Source organism: Roseospira marina (genome assembly GCF_014197855.1).
Taxonomy (GTDB): domain Bacteria; phylum Pseudomonadota; class Alphaproteobacteria; order Rhodospirillales; family Rhodospirillaceae; genus Rhodospira; species Rhodospira marina.
In genome coordinates, this window is record NZ_JACIGJ010000007.1 from 84,143 (window position 1) to 103,156 (window position 19,014).

16 protein-coding genes are annotated in these 19,014 nt (G+C 70.3%); 5 read left to right on the top strand and 11 right to left on the bottom strand.

Going from position 1 to position 19,014, the window contains the following annotated elements:
• From GGD82_RS11000 to GGD82_RS11010, 3 genes are all read right to left on the bottom strand, one after another.
• Positions 1–1,170, bottom strand: coding sequence for a PQQ-dependent sugar dehydrogenase (locus GGD82_RS11000; RefSeq protein ID WP_150061713.1), 1,170 nt, complete (start codon positions 1,168–1,170; stop codon positions 1–3).
• A gap of 97 nt (positions 1,171–1,267) precedes the next feature.
• Positions 1,268–2,137: a bile acid:sodium symporter family protein gene (locus GGD82_RS11005; RefSeq protein ID WP_150061714.1), complete on the bottom strand. Its 870-nt coding sequence runs from the start codon at positions 2,135–2,137 to the stop codon at positions 1,268–1,270.
• A 79-nt stretch (positions 2,138–2,216) separates the two neighbouring features.
• On the bottom strand, positions 2,217–2,753 hold the full coding sequence (locus GGD82_RS11010) for an O-acetyl-ADP-ribose deacetylase (RefSeq protein WP_150061715.1): 537 nt from the start codon (positions 2,751–2,753) through the stop codon (positions 2,217–2,219).
• A gap of 250 nt (positions 2,754–3,003) precedes the next feature.
• Between GGD82_RS11010 and GGD82_RS11015 the strand changes: the two genes are divergently transcribed.
• Entirely contained in the window at positions 3,004–5,415 is a 2,412-nt protein-coding gene (locus GGD82_RS11015) for an FtsK/SpoIIIE family DNA translocase (protein ID WP_150061716.1), read from the top strand.
• 124 nt (positions 5,416–5,539) lie between these two features.
• On the opposite strand, the gene GGD82_RS11020 is transcribed toward GGD82_RS11015, so the two are convergent.
• The 4 genes from GGD82_RS11020 to GGD82_RS11035 form a co-directional block, all read right to left on the bottom strand.
• Complete coding sequence (locus GGD82_RS11020; RefSeq protein WP_150061717.1) at positions 5,540–5,722, bottom strand: hypothetical protein; 183 nt, start codon at positions 5,720–5,722, stop codon at positions 5,540–5,542.
• 83 nt (positions 5,723–5,805) lie between these two features.
• Positions 5,806–6,720, bottom strand: a complete 915-nt coding sequence (gene menA, locus GGD82_RS11025) for a 1,4-dihydroxy-2-naphthoate octaprenyltransferase (protein ID WP_150061718.1) — start codon at positions 6,718–6,720, stop codon at positions 5,806–5,808.
• An 8-nt stretch (positions 6,721–6,728) separates the two neighbouring features.
• Positions 6,729–7,511, bottom strand: coding sequence for a class I SAM-dependent methyltransferase (locus tag GGD82_RS11030; RefSeq protein ID WP_150061719.1), 783 nt, complete (start codon positions 7,509–7,511; stop codon positions 6,729–6,731).
• Positions 7,508–8,029 carry a type II toxin-antitoxin system RatA family toxin gene (locus GGD82_RS11035; RefSeq protein ID WP_150061720.1) on the bottom strand — a complete coding sequence of 174 codons (522 nt, stop codon included), beginning with the start codon at positions 8,027–8,029 and terminating at the stop codon, positions 7,508–7,510. The genes GGD82_RS11030 and GGD82_RS11035 overlap by 4 nt, the downstream gene beginning before the upstream one ends.
• A gap of 196 nt (positions 8,030–8,225) precedes the next feature.
• Between GGD82_RS11035 and GGD82_RS11040 the strand changes: the two genes are divergently transcribed.
• The 3 genes from GGD82_RS11040 (at position 8,226) to GGD82_RS11050 (ending at position 11,019) form a co-directional block, all read left to right on the top strand.
• A complete protein-coding gene (locus GGD82_RS11040; RefSeq protein WP_150061842.1) occupies positions 8,226–9,122 on the top strand; it encodes an HTD2 family dehydratase in 897 nt (298 codons plus the stop codon).
• Between the two features lie 113 nt (positions 9,123–9,235).
• Positions 9,236–9,970 carry a DUF4396 domain-containing protein gene (locus tag GGD82_RS11045; RefSeq protein ID WP_150061721.1) on the top strand — a complete coding sequence of 245 codons (735 nt, stop codon included), beginning with the start codon at positions 9,236–9,238 and terminating at the stop codon, positions 9,968–9,970.
• 32 nt (positions 9,971–10,002) lie between these two features.
• Positions 10,003–11,019: a class I fructose-bisphosphate aldolase gene (locus GGD82_RS11050; protein WP_211364727.1), complete on the top strand. Its 1,017-nt coding sequence runs from the start codon at positions 10,003–10,005 to the stop codon at positions 11,017–11,019.
• A 104-nt stretch (positions 11,020–11,123) separates the two neighbouring features.
• Here GGD82_RS11050 and GGD82_RS11055 read toward each other — a convergent pair whose 3' ends face one another.
• The 3 genes from GGD82_RS11055 to GGD82_RS11065 all read right to left on the bottom strand — a co-directional run bounded on the left by GGD82_RS11055 (position 11,124) and on the right by GGD82_RS11065 (position 15,577).
• A complete protein-coding gene (locus GGD82_RS11055) occupies positions 11,124–11,618 on the bottom strand; it encodes a DUF411 domain-containing protein (RefSeq protein WP_150061722.1) in 495 nt (164 codons plus the stop codon).
• Between the two features lie 179 nt (positions 11,619–11,797).
• Complete coding sequence (gene ileS / locus GGD82_RS11060) at positions 11,798–14,623, bottom strand: isoleucine--tRNA ligase (RefSeq protein WP_150061723.1); 2,826 nt, start codon at positions 14,621–14,623, stop codon at positions 11,798–11,800.
• A 3-nt stretch (positions 14,624–14,626) separates the two neighbouring features.
• Entirely contained in the window at positions 14,627–15,577 is a 951-nt protein-coding gene (locus GGD82_RS11065; RefSeq protein WP_150061724.1) for a bifunctional riboflavin kinase/FAD synthetase, read from the bottom strand.
• A gap of 224 nt (positions 15,578–15,801) precedes the next feature.
• Between GGD82_RS11065 and GGD82_RS11070 the strand changes: the two genes are divergently transcribed.
• Positions 15,802–17,133, top strand: coding sequence for an esterase/lipase family protein (locus GGD82_RS11070; RefSeq protein ID WP_170284205.1), 1,332 nt, complete (start codon positions 15,802–15,804; stop codon positions 17,131–17,133).
• Here the strand turns inward: GGD82_RS11070 and GGD82_RS11075 are convergent.
• Positions 17,130–19,004, bottom strand: coding sequence for an ABCB family ABC transporter ATP-binding protein/permease (locus tag GGD82_RS11075; protein WP_150061726.1), 1,875 nt, complete (start codon positions 19,002–19,004; stop codon positions 17,130–17,132). The genes GGD82_RS11070 and GGD82_RS11075 overlap by 4 nt on opposite strands.
• Positions 19,005–19,014: the final 10 nt, after the last annotated feature.

Genomic DNA, 19,014 nt, shown 5'->3' on the forward strand with positions numbered 1-19,014 from the left:
TCACGACGTCGGCCCCAGCCGCACAAGCCGGCCGTTGCCGGCGTCCGTCAGCAGATACAGCGCCCCGTCCGGGCCGGTCACCACGGCCCGGATGCGACCGAGTTCATCCGTGAGCAGCCGTTCCTCCGCCACCACGCGGTCGCCGTCCATCTCCAGGCGGGCCAGCAGGCGGAACTTCAGCGCGCCCACGAAGATGTCGCCGCGCCATTCGGGGAACGCCGCGCCGTCGTAGATGGTCATGCCCGACGGCGCGATCGACGGATCCCAGTAGTACACGGGCTGTTGCAGGCCGGGCTTCGCGGTGCCCTCGCCCATCGGCGTGCCGTTGTAGTTCAGGCCGTAGGTGATGATCGGCCAGCCGTAGTTCGCCCCGCCCCGGGCGATGTTCAGTTCGTCGCCGCCCCGGGGGCCGTGCTCGTGGAACCAGACCACGCCGGTATCCGGATGCACATCCATGCCCTGGGCGTTGCGGGTGCCGAGCGCGTAGATTTCGGGCCGGACGTCGGCATGGCCCACGAACGGGTTGTCCTCCGGGATCGAGCCGTCCGGGTTCAGCCGCAACACCTTGCCGGCCAGATCGGTGAGGTCCTGGGCGCGGGGGCGCTCGCCGCGCTCCCCGGTGGTGACGTAGAGCTTGCCGTCGCCGCCGATCGCCAGCCGGGATCCGTAATGTCGGGACGTGTGCCCAACCGGGGTCGCGTCCACGATCACGGTCACATCCCGCAGGGCGTGGGCCTCGCGGTCGAACACCGCCCGCACCACGCGGGTGTTGGCGCCGTCGCCGTCCGCCGGGTGCGACAGCGAGAGATAAATGTGGCCGGTCTCGGCGAAGTCCGGCGGCACCAGAACGTCCAACAGACCGCCCTGCCCCACCGCGCGGACCGGCGGCACGCCATCAATCGGGCGCGGATCCAGCGTTCCGTCGGCCCATAGGCGCAGACGCCCCTCGCGCTCCGTGATGAGCGCCGCGCCATCGGGCAGGAACGCCAAGGCCCAGGGGTGGGCGAGGCCGTCGGCCAGCACCTCGACCGTGAACGTCTGCTGCTCGGAGTCAACCGTGCGGGTCTCGGCCCCACTCGGCCCGGCGGCCAAACCAAGGGTCAGGAGGGCACAGGCAAGAGCCGTGCGGCGGCGGGGCGCGTGTCGGGGTGTCGGGATCCGGTCCGGCATGGCGGGTCCTTTCCTCTCCAAGGCGGCCTTCCATGGGATGCGCTTCAGCGGGATATGGGGGGCGCCGGATGCCCGGGGAAGACCCGGCGCGCGCGCTCTACGCAGCCGAGCGAGTCTGGGCGCGGCGGGCGTAGGCCCGCGCCCCGGCGATCAGGGCCGCCGCCGACAGGTTCATGGTCAGGGCGTACAGGATGGCCGGCACCACCATATCCGGGCGGCCGAGCAGGCTGGTGGCGATGAAGATCGCCAGCGCCGCGTTTTGCAGGCCCGTCTCCATGGCAATGGCGACCGTATCCGCGAACGACAGCCGCAGCAGCCGCGCCGTCAGCAGACCCAACGCCATGGTGCCCAGATTCAGCGCCAGCACGACCGGGCCGAGATCGGCGGCATGCGCCATCATGGTCTCGCGCTGGCCGACGAAGGCGCCGACTACGATCAGCGCGAACACACCCGTGGCGAGACCGCGCGCGGCCGGGCGGATGCGCTCTGTCAGGCGCGGGGCGACATGGTTGAGCAGCATGCCCAGGGCAATCGGCACGCCGGTCACGCCGAACACGCCGCCCAGGATCTGGCCCAGCGGCAGGCGGATCGCCTCCGCCTCGCCCATCAGCAGGCCCTGGCTCAGGCCCAGGATCAGCGGCACGCTGACGATGCCGACGAGGCTGCTGATCGCGGTCATGGAGACCGACAGCGCCGCGTTGCCTCCCGCCAGCACGGTCAGCAGGTTCGACGTGATGCCGCCCGGACAGGCCGCCAGCGCCATCAGGCCCAGCGCGAACACGGCCGGGCCGTCGTAGACCATCACCAGCGCCGCCCCCACCAGCGGCAGAAGGACAAGCTGATTGACCAGCCCCGCCCCCAGCGCCAGCGGCTGGCGGAACACGCGGGTGAAGTCCGCCACCCGCAGACCCAGCCCAATGGACAGCATGATGAACGCAAGGCCGAGCGGCAGCAGGATGGCGATCATGGGGGAAGCGGGTCACACGCGGAAAACGGAGGGAGGACGGAACGGCGGGATCAGCACGTTGGGCGTCAACGATGGGACGTCAGAGCTTGCGCAGGGCGTCCATGGCGGCCTGATGGAGCTGGGCCTGTTCCGGCGAGAAGCAGACGAAGCGCACCAGCTCGATCCGGTCGTCCATCTCCAGGGCGCGCGCCACGGACAGGACGGCGACGCGCGCGGCCCGGTCCTGCGGGAAGCCATACGCCCCGGTGGAGATCGCCGGAAAGGAGACCGACCGCGCGCCAGCCTCGGCGGCGGCGAGCAGAGCGTTGACATAGGCGGCGCCGAGCAGGCGGTCGGCGTCCTCCGGCGACAGGGCGTCATAGATCGGCCCGACCGTGTGCACGACCCAGCGCGCCGCCAACTCGAAGCCGCCGGTCACCTTGGCCTGCCCCGGCAGACACCCGTCCAGCTCCCGGCAGGCCTCCAGCAGGCCCGGCCCGGCGGCGCGGTGAATGGCGCCGTCGACACCACCACCCCCCAGCAGGGTTTCATTCGCGGCATTCACGATGGCGTCGGTGGTCTCGGCCGTGATATCGCCCTCGACAACCTCCATCCGGCTGAGCCCGGCTGTGTTCATGCGGTCCTCCCCCTGGGTCCGGTGTGGCCCGAATGGCGCGGGCTCTGCTTATCAGCACCATAACGAGGCTGACCGCCGGGTCAAACGGAAGCGGGGTGGTTTGGCCGGGAAATCCCCCCTTGCCCGGAACGGACAACCCGGGTATCCTTCAGAGATAGATGGAACGCCATCCCATAACATCCTGAACAATAAAACTTTTTTTCGTCCTGTTCGTAAGGCCGGGATTCCCCTGCCCAAGAGGAATGCGGTGATGAGCCGAAGCGCTGCCGGCGTCCAGCGGATGCCCTTTCTGCCACCCGCCGCCGCCGTGGGACTGGCGCGTCTGACGCGACGCGCCGCGGGGTTGGCCGTCCTGGCGCTAACCTCGGTGATCCTGGCGGCCCTGCTGACCTACGAGGCCGCCGATCCCTCCTGGAACGTCGCCAGCGCCGCGACGCCCCGCAACATGATGGGTGTGCCCGGCGCGCTGCTGGCGGACGCCGTCGTGCAATGGCTGGGCCTGGTGACCGTCCTGCCCGTCCTGGGGCTTGGGGTCCTGAGCCTGCGCCTGATGAGCGGGGAGCCCTTGCGCCCCCGCTCCCGGCCGCCGCTGGCCCTGCTGGCGGCCCTGCCGCTTTTGGCCCTCGCCCTGGCGACCCTGGCGCCCGGCAGCGCGTGGCCCAGCTACGCTGGCGCCGGGGGGGTCACCGGCACCGTTCTGCACACCTGGACGCTCCATCTTCTGGCCATGGTCGCGCCACGCGGCGCCTGGGACCTCGTGCCGGGCGCGGTGGCCGCCGGGCTGGCGGGCTGGCTGTGTGTCATCGCCCTGGGCCTGCGCTGGCGGCATGTGGCGACGGTACGCACCGGCGTGTCCGGAGCGGCAACCCGAATCCAGACCATCGGGCGATCGGGCGCCGGCTGGCTCGCCCACCTCCGCGCCGCGGTGCCGACGGGGGAACGGCGGGAGCCGGTTTTGGGCGGCGCCGCACCCGAGGACCCGCATAACGACAGCGACGCCGTCCCCGCGCCGGAGGCCAAGGCGCCCACGCCCCGTGCGACCCGACGCGCGGTGGTGGAGGCCCCGGCCAAACCGCCGGCCGCCCGCGCCGCGCGCGAAACCCTGCGCGCCCGGCAGGGCACCCTGTTCGTGGGCGGCGAGGAGTCGGGCGAGGACGGCCCGGCCGTGCTGCCGCCGCTCGACCTGCTCAACCCGCCGCGCACCACCGACCAGCAGCGCCGCATCAACGAGGAAGCCCTGGCCAACAACGCCCGCCTGCTGGAGGGCGTGCTCGGCGACTTCGGCATCAAGGGCGAGATCGTGCGTGTGCGCCCCGGGCCGGTCGTGACCCTGTACGAGCTGGAACCGGCGCGCGGCATCAAGACCGCCCGCATCATCGGGCTGGCCGACGATATCGCGCGGGCGATGAGCGCCGTCTCGGTCCGAATCGCCGTCATCCCGGGCAAGAGCGTCATCGGCATCGAACTGCCGAACGCCCGCCGCCAGGGCGTGAACCTGCGCGAGATGCTGGCCAGCGAAGAGTTCGCCGGCGGCGACCTGACCTTGACCCTCGCGCTGGGCCGCGACATCGGCGGCGGGCCGGTGCACGTGGACTTGTCGCGCATGCCGCACCTGCTGATCGCCGGCACGACCGGGTCCGGCAAGTCGGTGGCGGTCAACGCCATGATCCTGTCGCTGCTCTACCGCCTGCCGCCCGACCGCTGCCGCCTGATCCTGATCGACCCCAAGATGCTGGAGCTGTCGGCCTACGACGACATCCCGCACCTGCTGACCCCGGTGGTGACCGACCCGGGCAAGGCGGTGGTGGCGCTGAAGTGGGCGGTCAAGGAGATGGAGAACCGCTACCGCGCCATGAGCCAGCTCGGCGTGCGCAACATTCGCGGCTTCAATCAAAAGGTCGAGAAGGCGCTGGCCGACGGCGGCCCCGTCTCCCGCACCGTGCAGACCGGGTTCGACCCGGACACCGGGGAGCCGGTGTACGAACAGCAGGAGATGGACCTCAGCCCGCTGCCGCACATCGTGATCGTCGTGGACGAGATGGCCGACCTGATGCTGGTCGCCGGCAAGGAGGTCGAGGCCGCCATCCAGCGCCTCGCCCAGATGGCGCGCGCGGCCGGCATCCACCTCATCATGGCCACCCAGCGGCCGTCCGTGGACGTCATCACCGGCACCATCAAGGCCAACTTCCCGACCCGCGTCAGCTTCCAGGTCACCAGCAAGATCGACAGCCGCACCGTGCTGGGCGAACAGGGGGCGGAACAGCTTCTGGGGCAGGGCGATATGCTCTACATGGCGGCCGGTGGGCGCATCACCCGCGTGCACGGGCCGTTCGTCTCCGACGAGGAGGTGGAGCGCGTCTGCGATCACCTGCGCGGCCTTGCGGCGCCCACCTATGTCGAATCGGTCACCGTGGACGAGGACGAGGACGCCGAGGACACCGCCGGCTCCAGCGTCGCCGCGAGCGAGCCGCTGTTCGACCGCGCCGTCGATCTGGTGGCGCGCGAGCGCAAGGCCTCGACCAGCTTTGTCCAGCGCCACCTTCAGATCGGCTACAACCGCGCCGCCCGCATCATCGAGCGCATGGAGAAGGAAGGCATGGTCAGCCGCGCCAACGCGGTCGGCAAGCGCGAGGTTCTGTTGCCGCCGCAGCAGGCGGCCTGAGAGGGCAGCCGCGCGGCACTCCGGGTTGGTCCCGCCCGGTGGGGGGTCGAGCGAGACCCTTGCGGGACAGACTGAGCCGCCGGTCCTGGGTTTGCCTCCGGGGACCGGCGGCTTTTTTTCGCGTTCAGACCAACGCGATCACGCCACCATCCGCGTAATGAGCCGCCCGCAGATGCCCGCGCCGGACAGATAATCGGTCCGGGGCGCGGCCCTCGGCCTTCAGGCCGTCCAGGGTGGCATCGTAGCCCGCGGCGTCGTACACGCCGTCGTTGACCGTAAAGGGGATCGGCCCGCCCGCGCGGGTCACCTCGTCCCGCCCGGGACGCCCCCAAAACCCGACCCCGGATGAGGGGTGCCGCGGCAAGCCCCTCACCGCACATTCACAGAGAGCTACAGCAGCACCAGACCAATGGCCGTCGTCAGGGCCATCGCAGCCTGCACCCCGCCGGTGCGCGCCAGCACCGCGTTGAAATCGCCCGGAGCCCCCGCCGTGGCGAAGGCCCGCCAGGCCCGCCACGCCAGCGGCGCCGTCACCAGGCCAAGGGCCGCCCCGCGCAACGTGGGATCCACCAGCGCCAGGGTGAGCAGACCGGCCAACGCCCCCATCATCAACACGCCGTACACCCACACCGCGCGCGACGGCCCCAGCCGGATCGCCAGGGTGCGCCGGCCGGCGCGTGTGTCGGGGCCGATATCGCGGGTGTTGTTGACCAGCAGGACGGCCGCCGCCAGCAGACCGACGATCAGCCCCAGGCCCACGGCCGGCGGCCCCACCGTGCCGGTGTGCAGATAGGTGACCCCGCCGACCGCCGCGACGCCGAAGAACGCGATCACGGCCAACTCCCCCCAGGGTCCGCGCGAGATCGGCCACGGCCCGGCGGAATAGGCATAACCGGCCAAAACCGACAGGACCCCGATCGTCAGAATGGGCCAGCCACCCTGCCAGACCAGCCAGACGCCCAGCAGCACGGCCAGGGCGAACGCCGCGTGCGCCGCCATCAGCACCTGCGTCGGACTCATCCAGCCGCGCGCGGTCACCCGGGGCGGCCCGACGCGGTCCTCGCCGTCGGTGTGGTTCAGGGTATCGGCCGCGTCATTGTGCAGGTTGGTCCCGACCTGGATGGCCAAGGCCGACAGCGCGGCCGCCGCCGTAACCCCGGGGCGCGCGGCGCCGCTTTCCGCCCAGCCGAGGGCGGCGCCGGCAATCACCGGCGACAGCGACAAGGGCAGGGTGCGGGGTCGGATCGCATGCCACGCGATGACCGGCCACGAGGGGCGGGGCTCGGGCGAGCGAGCGTTGTTCATGGACACCGTCATGGGGCGGCCCGCCGGCCGTCGTGGATCGCGGCGATGCCCAGCGACACGGGCCGCACCGTCACGTTCGTCAGACCAGCCTGCTCCAGCCAGCCGGTGACGGTCGCCCGGTCCGGGAACGCCCGGATCGAATCCACAAGGTATTGATAGGCCTCCGGCCGGCCGGCCACGGCCGCGCCGACGCGCGGGATGGTGAGCCGGGAATAGGCGCCGTAGAGGCCCCGGATCGGCCGCCAGGGTTGCGAAAACTCCAGGCACAGGAAGCGACCGCCGGGCACCAGCACGCGCGCGACCTCGGCCAGCGCGCCTTGCCGGTCGCGCATGTTGCGCAGCCCGAAGCTGACGGTGACCAGATCGAACGTGCGATCCGCGAAGGGCAGCGCCTCGCCCATGCCGGCCACCCAGCGTAGGGGCGGCCCCGCCGCGTGCCCGCCCGTCGTGCGGGCCCGGCCGCGCGCCATCATGCCCTCCGACGGGTCACACACCACCACGGACCAGCCGTTGCGGGCCAGACGGTCCGCCACATCGCCGGTTCCGCCGGCCAGATCGAGCGCAAGGCCCTGTCCCGTCGGCCGGCCCGCCCGAGCGCGCAGAAGGGCCTTCCAGCCGCGATGGACGCCGCCGCTCATCATGTCGTTCATCAGGTCATAGCGGGGCGCGATGGCGTTGAACATGGCCCGGATGCGGGCCGGGTCCTGCGGGTGGGCGCTCCCGTCCGGCGGCCCATCCGGAGGCCCCTCCGAAACCGGCGCGGCGGTCGAAGCGGCGGTCGAATCGGTCATGTCTGCTGTCCTCTCGTGGCGGGCGCGCCCGGATGGGCGTCCACCGGGTCGTGCGGCCGGTCGGCGCCCCGGAGCGCGGCGCGGCGGCGTGCGGCGCGATGGGCCACGGCGGCCAGCCCGCTGCGCAGCAGCCCGGGAAAGACGCGGTCGAACACCAGCCCGGCCAGCCGGTCGGCCATTTCGTAGTCGGCCTCCAGATGGACGCGGACGCGCCCGCCGGGGCGATCCGCGAACCGCCAGGTCTGACGCAGCGTTCGGAACGGCCGGTCGTGTGAGACGATGTCGATCCGTTCCCCGGGCGTGAAGCGGGCGCGGCTGAGGAACGTCATCGTCAGGCCGCCGGCGCCGACGGTCTGATAGACGCGCAGAACCGGACCGTCCGGGCCGTCCTCCCAGCCGTCCAGACGCACGCCGGCGAAGCCCGGCATGAACGCCGGATAGTCGCCGATGTCGGCGATCACCTCGTACACCGCCGGGCGGGGCAGCGGCAGATCACGCTGAAGACGAAGACAAGCCATGGCGGAAAAGGTGTGGGCGGGGACGGACGGCGACGAGCGCCTTGGTTAGGCGTCCGGGACGCCCGGGTCAAGTCGTGCGAGGACAGGACGGCCCCGCGCACGGGCGCGGTTGCGGCGATGGGACCGCCTCGCCTAGGGTGCGCCGGAGCCGTCCTGCCTCACACCAACGGAGCCGACACCGATGGAGCCCCCATCCATGGAGCCCACGCCCACGCCCACGCCGCCCTCGCCGGACGCGGCGTCCCCGCGCGCCGCCATCGGCCGGACGGACTGCGCCACCGACACCATCACCCCCGGGCCGGTGATCCGGATGCAGGCGACCATCAACGACGCCGTCGAGGACCCCGCGCCGGGCGACCCGCTCCCGCCCCTGTGGCACTGGCTGTACACGCTGCCCGCCGCGACCATGACCGACGTGGGACCGGACGGTCACGCGCGGCTGGGCGGCTTCCTGCCGGCCGTACCGCAGGAACGGCGCATGTGGGCCGGGGGCCGCCTAACCTTCCACGATGTCCCGCTGGGGATCGGCGGCACCATCACGCGGGAATCCGAAATCCTCGATGTGCAGGAAAAAACCGGCGCGGCCGGCGCCATGGTGTTCGTGACGGTGCGCCACGCCATCTCCACGGCGCGTGGACTGGCGGTGGAGGAGGACCATGACATCGTCTATGTCGCGCGCCCGCCGGCGTTCGTTCCGCCGAAGCCCCGGGCGGCGCCGCCCGACCCGCTGTGGCGGGAGCCCCTGCCGGTCGATCCGGTGCGGCTGTTCCGCTTCTCGGCGCTGACCTTCAACGGCCACCGCATCCACTACGACCGCACCTACGCGACCGAGGTCGAGGGCTTCCCGGGCCTCGTCGTCCACGGACCGTTGCAGGCCATGGCCATGATGGAAAGCGCCCGCCGGCAGGTGCCCTCGGGCCGGCCCCACACCTTTGCCTACCGGGGGGTCCGGCCCCTGTTCGATACCGAGACGGCGGCGGTGCAGGGCTATGCGCGGGCCGACGGCGGCCTCGACCTGATGACGGTCAACGGCGACGGCTTCGTCTGCATGACCGCCACGGTCCACTGGCACAGCGCGGACGACAGCCGGTAGGCGCCCCCGGAATCACGGCCACGGAACCGAGCGGGCCCGGTGTGCGTTGCCGAGGTGCGGGCTGAAACGCCCGCAGCCGACGCTTGCCCTGAACACCGCGCGGACCCGGACCCATGATTCCCCTCTGGCTGCACACCCTGTCGATCGTCTGCCTGGTCCTCGGCGCCCTTGGCGCCATCGTGATCGCCCTCGACGAACGCCGCGATCCCCAGCACATGTGGATCATGAACGTGGTGTGGCCGGTGGTGGCCCTGTTCGCGCCGTTCGTCGCGGTCTGGGCCTATTTCCGCTACGGCAAGCTCGCGACCCACCGCGCCATGCATCATGCGATGCAGCATGATCAGCCGATGCCCAGCAAGACCCAGACCCCATTCCCGGTGATGGTTGGCAAGGGCACGGCCCATTGCGGCGCGGGCTGCACCCTGGGCGACATCCTCGCCGAATGGCTGGCGGTCCTGGTGCCCTCCGTGGCGGTCTGGTTCGGCTGGACGACGCTGTTCGCCGAGAAGATGTTCGCCGTCTGGGTGCTGGATTACGTCTTCGCCCTGCTGTTCGGCATCGCGTTCCAGTACTTCACCATCAAGCCCATGCGGAACCTCTCGGTGGGGCAGGGGCTGGTGCAGGCGCTCAAGGCCGACGTGCTGTCGCTGACGGCATGGCAGGTGGGCATGTATGGCTTCATGGCAATCGCGCAGTTCGCACTGTTCCGCGCCCTCCTGGGCGTGCCCCTTGAGGTTCCGACCCCCGAATTCTGGTTCATGATGCAGTTGGCCATGTGGTGCGGCTTCGCCACCGCCTATCCGGTGAACCGGTGGCTGGTGAAAACCGGCGTCAAGGAACAGATGTAAGGACCGACTGACCGAGATCCCGAGGCAATCCCATGCATATGACACAGCTGACCGAAACCGCACGCGCCCTGGTCGCCGACGGCAAGGGCATTCTGGCCGCCGACGAAAGCACGGGCTCCATCCGCAAGCGTTTCGACGCCGTGGGGGTGACCTCCACGGAGGAGAGCCGCCGCGACTACCGCCACATGCTGGTCGGGACGCCGGGGATCGGCGCGCACATCAGCGGCGTCATCCTGTTCGACGAAACCCTGCGCCAGACGGCGCCCGACGGCACCCCGTTGGTCCGGCTGATCGAACAAGCCGGCATGATCCCCGGCATCAAGGTCGATACCGGCGCCAAGCCGCTCGCCCCCGACCCGGAGAGCGGCGAGACCGTCACCGAGGGCCTGGACGGGCTGCGCGACCGGTTCCAGGAGTACGCCGCCCTCGGCGCCCGCTTCGCCAAATGGCGGGCCGTCTACGCCATCGGCCACGGCAAGCCCAGCGCGCGCAGCGTGCACGTCAACGCCCACGCCCTGGCGCGCTATGCCGCGCTGGCGCAGGAGGCGGGCATCGTCCCGATCGTCGAGCCCGAGGTGCTGATGGACGGCGCCCACGACATCGACGCCTGTTTCGCGGCGACCGAACGGGTCCAGCACGCCGTGTTCACGGAGCTGGTCGCGCAGGGTGTGCGGCCGGAGGGCCTGCTGCTCAAGCCGAACATGGTGATCTCCGGCGCGAACGCGGCGGCGCAGGCCGACCCGGACACGGTCGCGGAGCGGACCCTGGCCTGCCTGCGCCGCACGGTGCCGGCCGCCGTGCCGGGCGTGGTGTTCCTGTCCGGCGGGCAGGGCGACGAGCAGGCGACGATCAACCTGGACGCCATCAACACGCGGGCCCAGCGGGACGGCGCGCCCTGGCGGCTGAGCTTTTCCTATGGCCGGGCGTTGCAGCAGGCGGCCCTGCGCACCTGGGCCGGCGACAACGCCAAGACCGAGGCGGCCCGGGCCGCGTTCCTGGAGCGCGCGCGGGCCAATCAGGAGGCCGCGCTGGGCCGGCTCGCGGCCTGAGGCTTGACGGCGGCACCCGCTGCGGGTTCCCTCAAACCCGCAGCGGATGGACACAGATCGGGCCCGCAACGGGCGTCAACGGTCCGTGTCAAAGGCCGTTGGTCTCAGTGCGTGGCGTAGACCGTGGGCTGGTCCGGGCCGTCGAACAGCAGGACGGCATAGGGGGAGTCATGCCCCGGAACGTCCATGCCCGGAGCGGCCGGCGGCATGCCGGGCACCGCGAGGCCGGTGGCCGCCGGGGCCTCCGCCAGCAGGCGCTGGATGTCGGTGGCGGGCACATGCCCCTCGATCACATAGCCGTCCACGGTTGCGGTGTGGCACGAGACCAGATCGTCCGGCACGCCGGCCAGCGCCTTCACCTTGTACAGCGCCTCCGTGTCCTTCTCGATCACCGTGAAGCCGTGCGCGCGCAGGTGCTCGCCCCAGGCGCCGCAGCAGCCGCAGGTCGGGGCCTTGTAGACGGTGATGACGGACGCCTCCGACGCCGACGCGGCGGCCCTGGGCATAGCGGGCTCAGAGGCGGACGCGGCGGCGACCGCCACGGGTGCGCCGACGAGTAAGGCGCCCGCGACGAGGGATCGGACGGAAAATCGAAGCATGAACCATTCTCCTTGGACCAGAGGCCGAGGAGAATGGCAGGCTCGCGTCCCCCGTCAAGCCCGGATCGTTCCGGGGTCGGTTGCAAAGATCCGGCCGCGTTCAACCGACGCGCGGCTCGTCGAGTGGACGGGCGAGACGGCCCCGGACTCAGGCGGTCATCGTCCGATGCCGTCGAGGCTTACGCCGGGGCCGTATCCAGCCGTCCGACGACGTCGTCGCAGCGCCCACAGACGCCCTCGTGCGCATGGGTGCCGACGTCCGGCAGGACCTTCCAGCACCGCTGGCACTTCTCGCCCTCGGCCCGCGCGACCACGACGGCGACGCCCTCGTCGCCCTCCAGGCGGAACGCCTCGGCCGGCGGCGTGCCGTCCGCCGTCAGCGTGATGCCGGAGGTGATGCAGAGATCCGCGAGGTCCAGGCCCTCGCAGGCCGCGACCACGTCCGCCGGGGCGTACACCACCGGATGCGCCTGCAGGCTGGCGCCGATCTTCTTGGCCGCGCGCGCCTTTTCCAGCGCACCCGTGACCACGCGCCGCAGCCGGCGCACCTTGGCCCACTTCTCGGCCAGGGCGTCGTTGCGCCACGTCCGGGGCACGTCGCGGAAGACCTGGGTGTGCACCGTCTCGTCCTCACCGGGATGGCGGATCAGCCAGGCCTCGTCGGCGGTGAACGAGATGAACGGCGCCAGCCAGCGCACGAGGTGATCGAACAGGATGTCCAGCACGGTGCGGGCGGCCCGGCGGCGCAGATCATCGGGCGCGTCGCAGTAAATCGCGTCCTTGCGGATGTCGAAATAGAACGCCGACAGGTCCGAGCCGCAGAACTGGAACAGCTCCTGGAACAGGGTGTGGAAGTCGAAGTCCTGAATGCACTGGCGGGCGATGGCGTCCATCTCCGTCAGGCGGTGCAGCACCCAGCGTTCCAGCTCCGGCATGTCCTCGACCGGCAGGCGCTCCGCCTCGGTGAAGCCGGCCAGATTGCCCAGCATGTAGCGCAGGGTGTTGCGCAGGCGGCGGTAGCTCTCGCCCACCTGCTTCAGGATCGACTTGCCGAAGCGCAGATCGTTGGAGTAGTCGGCCGACACCACCCACAGGCGCAGAATGTCGGCGCCCATGTCGTCCCAGACGTCCTTGGGCGCGATCACGTTGCCCTTGGACTTGGACATCTTGTCCTCGCCCTTCTCGTCCAGGAGGAAGCCGTGGGTCAGCACGGCCTCGTAGGGCGCCCGACCGCGCGTGCCGCAGCTTTCCAGCAGCGAGGAATGGAACCAGCCGCGATGCTGGTCCGAGCCCTCCAGGTACAGCGAGGCCGGCCATTGCAGGTCGTCGCGCGCCTCCAGCACGAAGGCGTGGGTCGAACCGCTGTCGAACCAGACCTCGACGATGTCCGTCACCTTCTCGTAGTCGTCGGGGCTGTAGGCGCTGCCCAGGAAGCGTTCCTTGGCGTCGTCGTGGAACCACACGTCCGAGCCCTCGGCCTCGAACGCAGCGGCGATGCGATCCACGACGGCCTGATCGCGCAGCGGCTCGCCGCTGGCCTTGTGCAGGAACAGCGGCAGCGGCACGCCCCAGGCCCGTTGGCGCGACACGCACCAGTCCGGCCGCGTCTCGATCATGGAGCGGATGCGGTTGTAGCCGGTGCGCGGCACCCAGCGGGTGGCGTCGATGGCCGCGAGGGCCTTGGCGCGCAGATCGTTCGTCTCCATCGAGATGAACCACTGCGGCGTGTTGCGGAAGATCAGCGGCGCCTTGGACCGCCAGGAGTGCGGATAGCTGTGCACCAGCGAGCCATGGGCCAGCAGCGCGCCGACGTCCTTCATGGCGTCCAGCACGGCCGGGGCCACCTTGTACACATGCTGGCCGGCGAACATCGGCACATGGTCGAAGTACAGACCATCGCCGCCCACGGTGTCGGGCACCGTGATGCCGTTGGCCATGCCGAGCCAGTAGTCGTCCTCACCATGGCCCGGCGCGATGTGGACGAAGCCGGTGCCCTGGTCGGTGGTCACGAAGTCGCCCGGCAGCAGCGGCACCGGGAAGTCATAGCCCTGGCCGTGCCAGGGGTGGTGACAGATCGTCTCCGCCAGCTCCCGGCCCTTGAAGCGGTGGGCGATCTCATGCTCGGTGATGCCGGCGTCCGTGCAGACCTGGGCGACCAGATCGGCCGCCACCGCCAGCCGCTCACCGGGGACGGCGAGGCTGTCGTCGGCCGCCGCGACCACGCGCAGCACGACATAATCCATGTCGGCGCCATAGGCGATGGCGCGGTTCCCGGGCATGGTCCAGGGGGTCGTGGTCCAGATCACCACGCTGGTGTTTTCCAGCTCGGCGATGGGCGCGCGGTGCACCGGGAAGCGGACCCAGATGGTGGTCGAGGTGTGGTCGTGGTACTCGACCTCGGCGTCGGCCAGGGCGGTCTTTTCCACCACCGACCACATCACCGGCTTGGCGCCCCGGTACAGGCCGCCGTTCATCAGGAACTTGCCCAGTTCCCGGGCGATCTGGGCCTCGGCGGCGAAGGCCATGGTGGTGTAGGGCGTCTTCCAGTCCCCGACGACGCCCAGGCGCTGGAACTCCTCGCTCTGGATATCGACCCACTTCTGCGCGAAGTCGCGGCATTCCTTGCGGAACTCGATCGGGTCGACGCTGTCCTTGTCCTGGCCGCGCTTGCGGTAGCCCTCCTCGATCTTCCATTCGATCGGCAGGCCGTGACAGTCCCAGCCTGGAACGTAGTTGGCATCCTTGCCCAGCATCTGATGGCCGCGCACGATCACGTCCTTCAGAATCTTGTTCAGGGCGTGGCCCATGTGCAGGTGGCCGTTGGCGTAGGGCGGCCCGTCGTGAAGAATGAACTTCTCCCGGCCCTTCGACTCGTCTCGCAGGCGCCGGTACAGATCCATGCGCTGCCAGCGCGCCAGAATCTCCGGTTCCTTCTTGGCCAGCCCGGCCTTCATCGGGAAGTCGGTCTTGGGGAGGAAGACGGTGGTTTTGTAATCCACGCTCATGGCTCAGCCCTTGGCGTTCAGCAGGCGGCGCGCTTGATCCGCGTCCGCCGCAATCTGGGCCTTGAGGGACTCAAGGCCATCGAATTTCCGTTCCGGCCGCAAGTGCGCGACCATTTGAACCCGCAGGTGGTGGCCGTACAGATCCCCGTCGAAGTCGAACAGGTGCACTTCCAGCAGCGGGGTGGTGTCGTCGAAGGTGGGGCGCCGGCCGTAGTTGGCGACGCCCGCGTACCACAGCGTCTCTAGCCCGCGATCGATCCCGGCCCGCACGGCGTAAACCCCGACCGCCGGGGCCACGTAATCGCCCAGCCGCAGGTTCGCGGTGGGAAAGCCGATGGTGCGGCCGCGCGCGTCGCCGTGCTCGACCCGGCCCTCGACCTCCCAGTTGTGCCCCAGAACCGTGGCGGCCTCGTCCACGCGCCCGGCCTGGATGGCCTCGCGCGCCCAGGTCGAGGAGTAGGTGCGGCCCTCAGGGCTCAATTCCGGCGGCACGGTGGTGACGTCGAACCCCAGACCGCCCGCCATGGCGCGCAGCAGATCCGCGTCGCCCGTCCGGCCCTTGCCGAAGTGATAATCCTCGCCGATCACCACATGCCGCACGCCCAGCCCCTGGGCCAGCACCACCTCGACGAACCATTCGGGCGCATGGCTGGCAAAATCGCGGTCGAAGTGCTGCACATAGAGGAAATCGGCGCCCAGGTCCTCGATCCGCCGCGCCTTGGTGCGCAGGGACGACAGCGCGAACGGCGGCGCCTCGGGTTGGAACAGGCGGCGGGGGTGCGGCTCGAACGTCATCACGCCCAGGGGCGCCGCCGGACCGACCGCGCGCCGCGCTTCGGTTGCCGCCGCGATAACCGCCCGATGCCCCAGGTGGACGCCGTCGAAGTTGCCTAGCGCCACCGCCCCGCCGCGCAGGTCGGCCGGAAATTCGTCATAGTGGCGCAGAACGCGCATGGTGGGCGCGGGCTCCTGATCTCGGACCGGACGGGGGGCCGGACTCCGGGTCCGGCGAGCGGATGACATGGGTAGGCGATCCCGTGCCGCCGCGCAAGGCGCAATACGGGGCCGACGTCAGGCTTGGAGGCGCCGGCGCATTCAACTTTTCAGGATGAATTGTCAAATATTCAGTCCATGGCATCATGATCGGCTCGCTCTTTTCGCGAAGGAGGCCGCCCCCCATGACACTCCCGGATCCCGCTATCGTGGTGCCCGGCATCACCGCCACATATTTGCGCGACGACTACCCGTTACCGCCGGAGGTCATCTGGCGGGTGCTGCCGTTCCAGAAGCACTTCGGCAGCGCCTGCCTGCATCCGGACGATCTGCGCTACGAGGCCCGGGAACCGGCCCTCATTCGCCCCGGTCCGCTCTATGAGGTGGCGTACAAGGAGCTGATCGACGAGTTGCGCTACGACCTGTCGCCCTCCCCGGAGGCAGAGGTGCCCGTCTATCCCTTCGCCTACGACTGGCGCAAACCCCTGGACATGATCGAAGCCGACCTGGATGCCTTTATCGACGAGGTGATCGAGCGCACGGTGCTGACCCGCCATTACTACAAGGATGGCTATGATTGCCGCCGCACGGTCACGCTGATCGGCCATTCCATGGGCGGGCTCATCATCGCCGGGTTCCTGCAGGCGACCGGGGGCCTGCGCACGCGGCGCCGCCGAACCTGCCCCGATCATCGCGTGTCCAAGGTCATCTCGCTGGCGTCCCCGTTCCGGGGCTCGTTCGAGGCGGTGGTGAAGATGACGACGGGCACGGCGGATCTGGGCCTGGGCGCGTCCAGTTCGCGAGAACGCGAGGCCGCCCGCCTGACCCCGGCGCTCTATCACCTGCTGCCCAGCTTCGACGAGGGCCTGGAGGTGCCGGCCCCGCTGCCCCGAACGCTGTTCGACCCGCAGGTCTGGCAGCCGTCGATCCTGCGCAGCATCGAGACGTTCGTGGCCCGGACCTCGCCCATCACCCGGACCGTCCGCAAACGCACGGAGGCCCTGTTCGCCGGGCTGCTCGATCAGGCGCGGACCCACCGCGAGCGCCTGGACGCCTTTCGGCTCGATCAGGCGGGTCTCGGCCCCCGGGACTGGCTGGCCGTGGTCGGGTGCGGCGCGGACACGCGCACGCGCCTGACCATCGCCGCGCTTGAGGATGGCCCGTCCTTCGTGCTGACCAGCGACGACCGCCGCAACACATGGCCGAACGGCACGGACACGGGCGATGGCACGGTTCCGTTCCTGGGGGCGGAACCGTCGTTCCTGGACCGGGCCAATCTGGTGTGCGTGACGCCCGACGACTACGGCTATTGGGAGTTGGAGGACAAGGCGCTGACCCGGTTCGGGGGCGGCTTCCACGGTATCCTGCCCAACATGAACATGCTGCACCGCCTGATCGTCCGGTTCGTCACCGGCGCGCCGGACCCGCACCAGAAGACATGGGGGCGTCCGGCGCCGGGTGTTCGGCCGGACGCCTGGGACCCGCCCATTCCGGGGCTTCGCAACAAGGCCCTTTAGGACAGCGAGGACAGCGCGGTGCTCTCCGCCTCCCGGCGGGCGTCCTGGCCATCCGGGGCGTCGTCCGGGTCCAGGGCTTGCTGCTGCTTGGCCCAGAGGGCCGCGTACGCGCCACCGCGCGCCAGAAGCTCGACGTGCGTGCCGCTCTCGGCGGCGCGGCCGTCCTCCAGCACCACGATACGGTCGGCGTCGATGACCGTAGACAGCCGGTGCGCGATCACCAGCGTGGTGCGGCCGGCGGAGACCTGGCGCAACGCCGCCTGGATCTCCTTTTCCGTATGGCTGTCGAGCTGACTGGTCGCCTCGTCGAACAGCAGGATGGCGGGGTCCTTCAGGATGGCGCGGGCGATGGCCACCCGCTGCTTCTCGCCGCCCGACAGCTTCAGCCCGCGCTCCCCCACCCGGGTCTCGTAGCCCAACGGCAGGCCCATGATGAAGTCGTGCAGCGAGGCCAGCCGCGCCGCGCGCTCCACATCCGCCCAGGGGGCCTCCGGATTGCCGTAGGCGATGTTGTAACCGATGGTGTCGTTGAACAGCACGGTGTCCTGCGGCACCACCCCGATGGCCCCGCGCAACGAGGCCTGGGTCACGGCGCGCACGTCCTGACCGTCGATGGTCACGCGGCCATCGGTGACGTCATAGAAGCGGTACAGCAGGCGGCCGATGGTGCTCTTGCCCGCGCCCGACGGTCCCACGATGGCGACCGTGCGCCCCGCCGGCACCTCCAGGTCGATGCCGCGCAGCACGTCGCGGTCCGGGCCGTAGGCGAAGCGCACGCCCTCGAACCGGACCGCGCCGCCGTTGCGCCGCAAATCGGGCGCGTCCGGCGCGTCCGCGACCTCCGGCGGTTGGTCCTTCAGCGCGAACATGACCTCCATGTCGACCAGGGCCTGCTTGATCTCGCGGTAGACCATGCCGAGGAAGTTCAGCGGCGTGTAAAGCTGCATCAGGTAGGTGTTGACCAGCACGAAGTCGCCCGCCGTCATGGTCCCGGCCACGATGCCGCGCCCAGCCATGGTCATGATTCCGACCAGCCCGGCGCTGATGATGGCCCCCTGCCCGATGTTCAGCAGCGACAGCGATGTGTGCGACTTCACCGCCGCGTTTTCGTACGCCGTCAGGGCCTGATCGAAACGGCGGGCCTCGTGCGCCTCGTTGCCGAAGTACTTCACCGTCTCGTAGTTCAGCAGGCTATCGATGGCCTTGGTGTTCGCCTCGGCGTCGTGCTCGTTCATGGTGCGGCGGAAGTTCAGTCGCCAATCCGTGATCGCCAGCGTCCAGGCGATGTAGACGGCGATGGTCGCCAGCACCGCCGCCGCGAACGTCCAGTCGTACAGCCGCCACAGGATGATGCTGACCATCGCCAGTTCGATCAGCGCCGGCCCGGCGCGGAAGGCGAACAGGCGCAGCACGATCTCGATCCCGCGCGTGCCACGCTCGATCACCCGCGACAGACCGCCGGTCTGGCGGTCCATGTGGAAACGCAGGCTCATGGCGTGCAGGTGGCGGAACGTATCCAGCCCGACGACGTGCATGGCGCGCTCAACCACGCGGGCGAACACCAGATCGCGCAGCTCGTTGAACAGCACCACGCCGACCCGCGCGAGCCCGTAGGACAGGATCGCCAGCAGCGGCACCGCCACCACCACGTCCGGCACCGTCAAGGCGTCGACCGCGTCCTTGTAGTACAGCGGCACGTAGACGGTGGCGATCTTGGCCAGCACCAGCAGGCCCAGCGCCAAGACCATGCGCGCGCGCAGGCGCGGGTTGTCGCGCGGCCACAGATGGGGAATCAGACGCCGCAGCACGCGCCAGTCGCCCCGAATGCCCTGCGGCGTTTCGGGCGGCAACGTGGTCGGGTGCTTTTTCACGAAGGGTGTC

Coding starts and splice junctions, on each gene's coding strand:
- GGD82_RS11000 (WP_150061713.1), bottom strand. CDS start 1,170: ATGCCGGACCGGATCCCGACACCCCGACACGCGCCCCGCCGCCGCACG.
- GGD82_RS11005 (WP_150061714.1), bottom strand. CDS start 2,137: ATGATCGCCATCCTGCTGCCGCTCGGCCTTGCGTTCATCATGCTGTCC.
- GGD82_RS11010 (WP_150061715.1), bottom strand. CDS start 2,753: ATGAACACAGCCGGGCTCAGCCGGATGGAGGTTGTCGAGGGCGATATC.
- GGD82_RS11015 (WP_150061716.1), top strand. CDS start 3,004: ATGAGCCGAAGCGCTGCCGGCGTCCAGCGGATGCCCTTTCTGCCACCC.
- menA (WP_150061718.1), bottom strand. CDS start 6,720: ATGAACAACGCTCGCTCGCCCGAGCCCCGCCCCTCGTGGCCGGTCATC.
- GGD82_RS11030 (WP_150061719.1), bottom strand. CDS start 7,511: ATGACCGATTCGACCGCCGCTTCGACCGCCGCGCCGGTTTCGGAGGGG.
- GGD82_RS11035 (WP_150061720.1), bottom strand. CDS start 8,029: ATGGCTTGTCTTCGTCTTCAGCGTGATCTGCCGCTGCCCCGCCCGGCG.
- GGD82_RS11040 (WP_150061842.1), top strand. CDS start 8,226: ATGGAGCCCACGCCCACGCCCACGCCGCCCTCGCCGGACGCGGCGTCC.
- GGD82_RS11045 (WP_150061721.1), top strand. CDS start 9,236: ATGATTCCCCTCTGGCTGCACACCCTGTCGATCGTCTGCCTGGTCCTC.
- GGD82_RS11050 (WP_211364727.1), top strand. CDS start 10,003: ATGCATATGACACAGCTGACCGAAACCGCACGCGCCCTGGTCGCCGAC.
- GGD82_RS11055 (WP_150061722.1), bottom strand. CDS start 11,618: ATGCTTCGATTTTCCGTCCGATCCCTCGTCGCGGGCGCCTTACTCGTC.
- ileS (WP_150061723.1), bottom strand. CDS start 14,623: ATGAGCGTGGATTACAAAACCACCGTCTTCCTCCCCAAGACCGACTTC.
- GGD82_RS11065 (WP_150061724.1), bottom strand. CDS start 15,577: ATGCGCGTTCTGCGCCACTATGACGAATTTCCGGCCGACCTGCGCGGC.
- GGD82_RS11070 (WP_170284205.1), top strand. CDS start 15,802: ATGACACTCCCGGATCCCGCTATCGTGGTGCCCGGCATCACCGCCACA.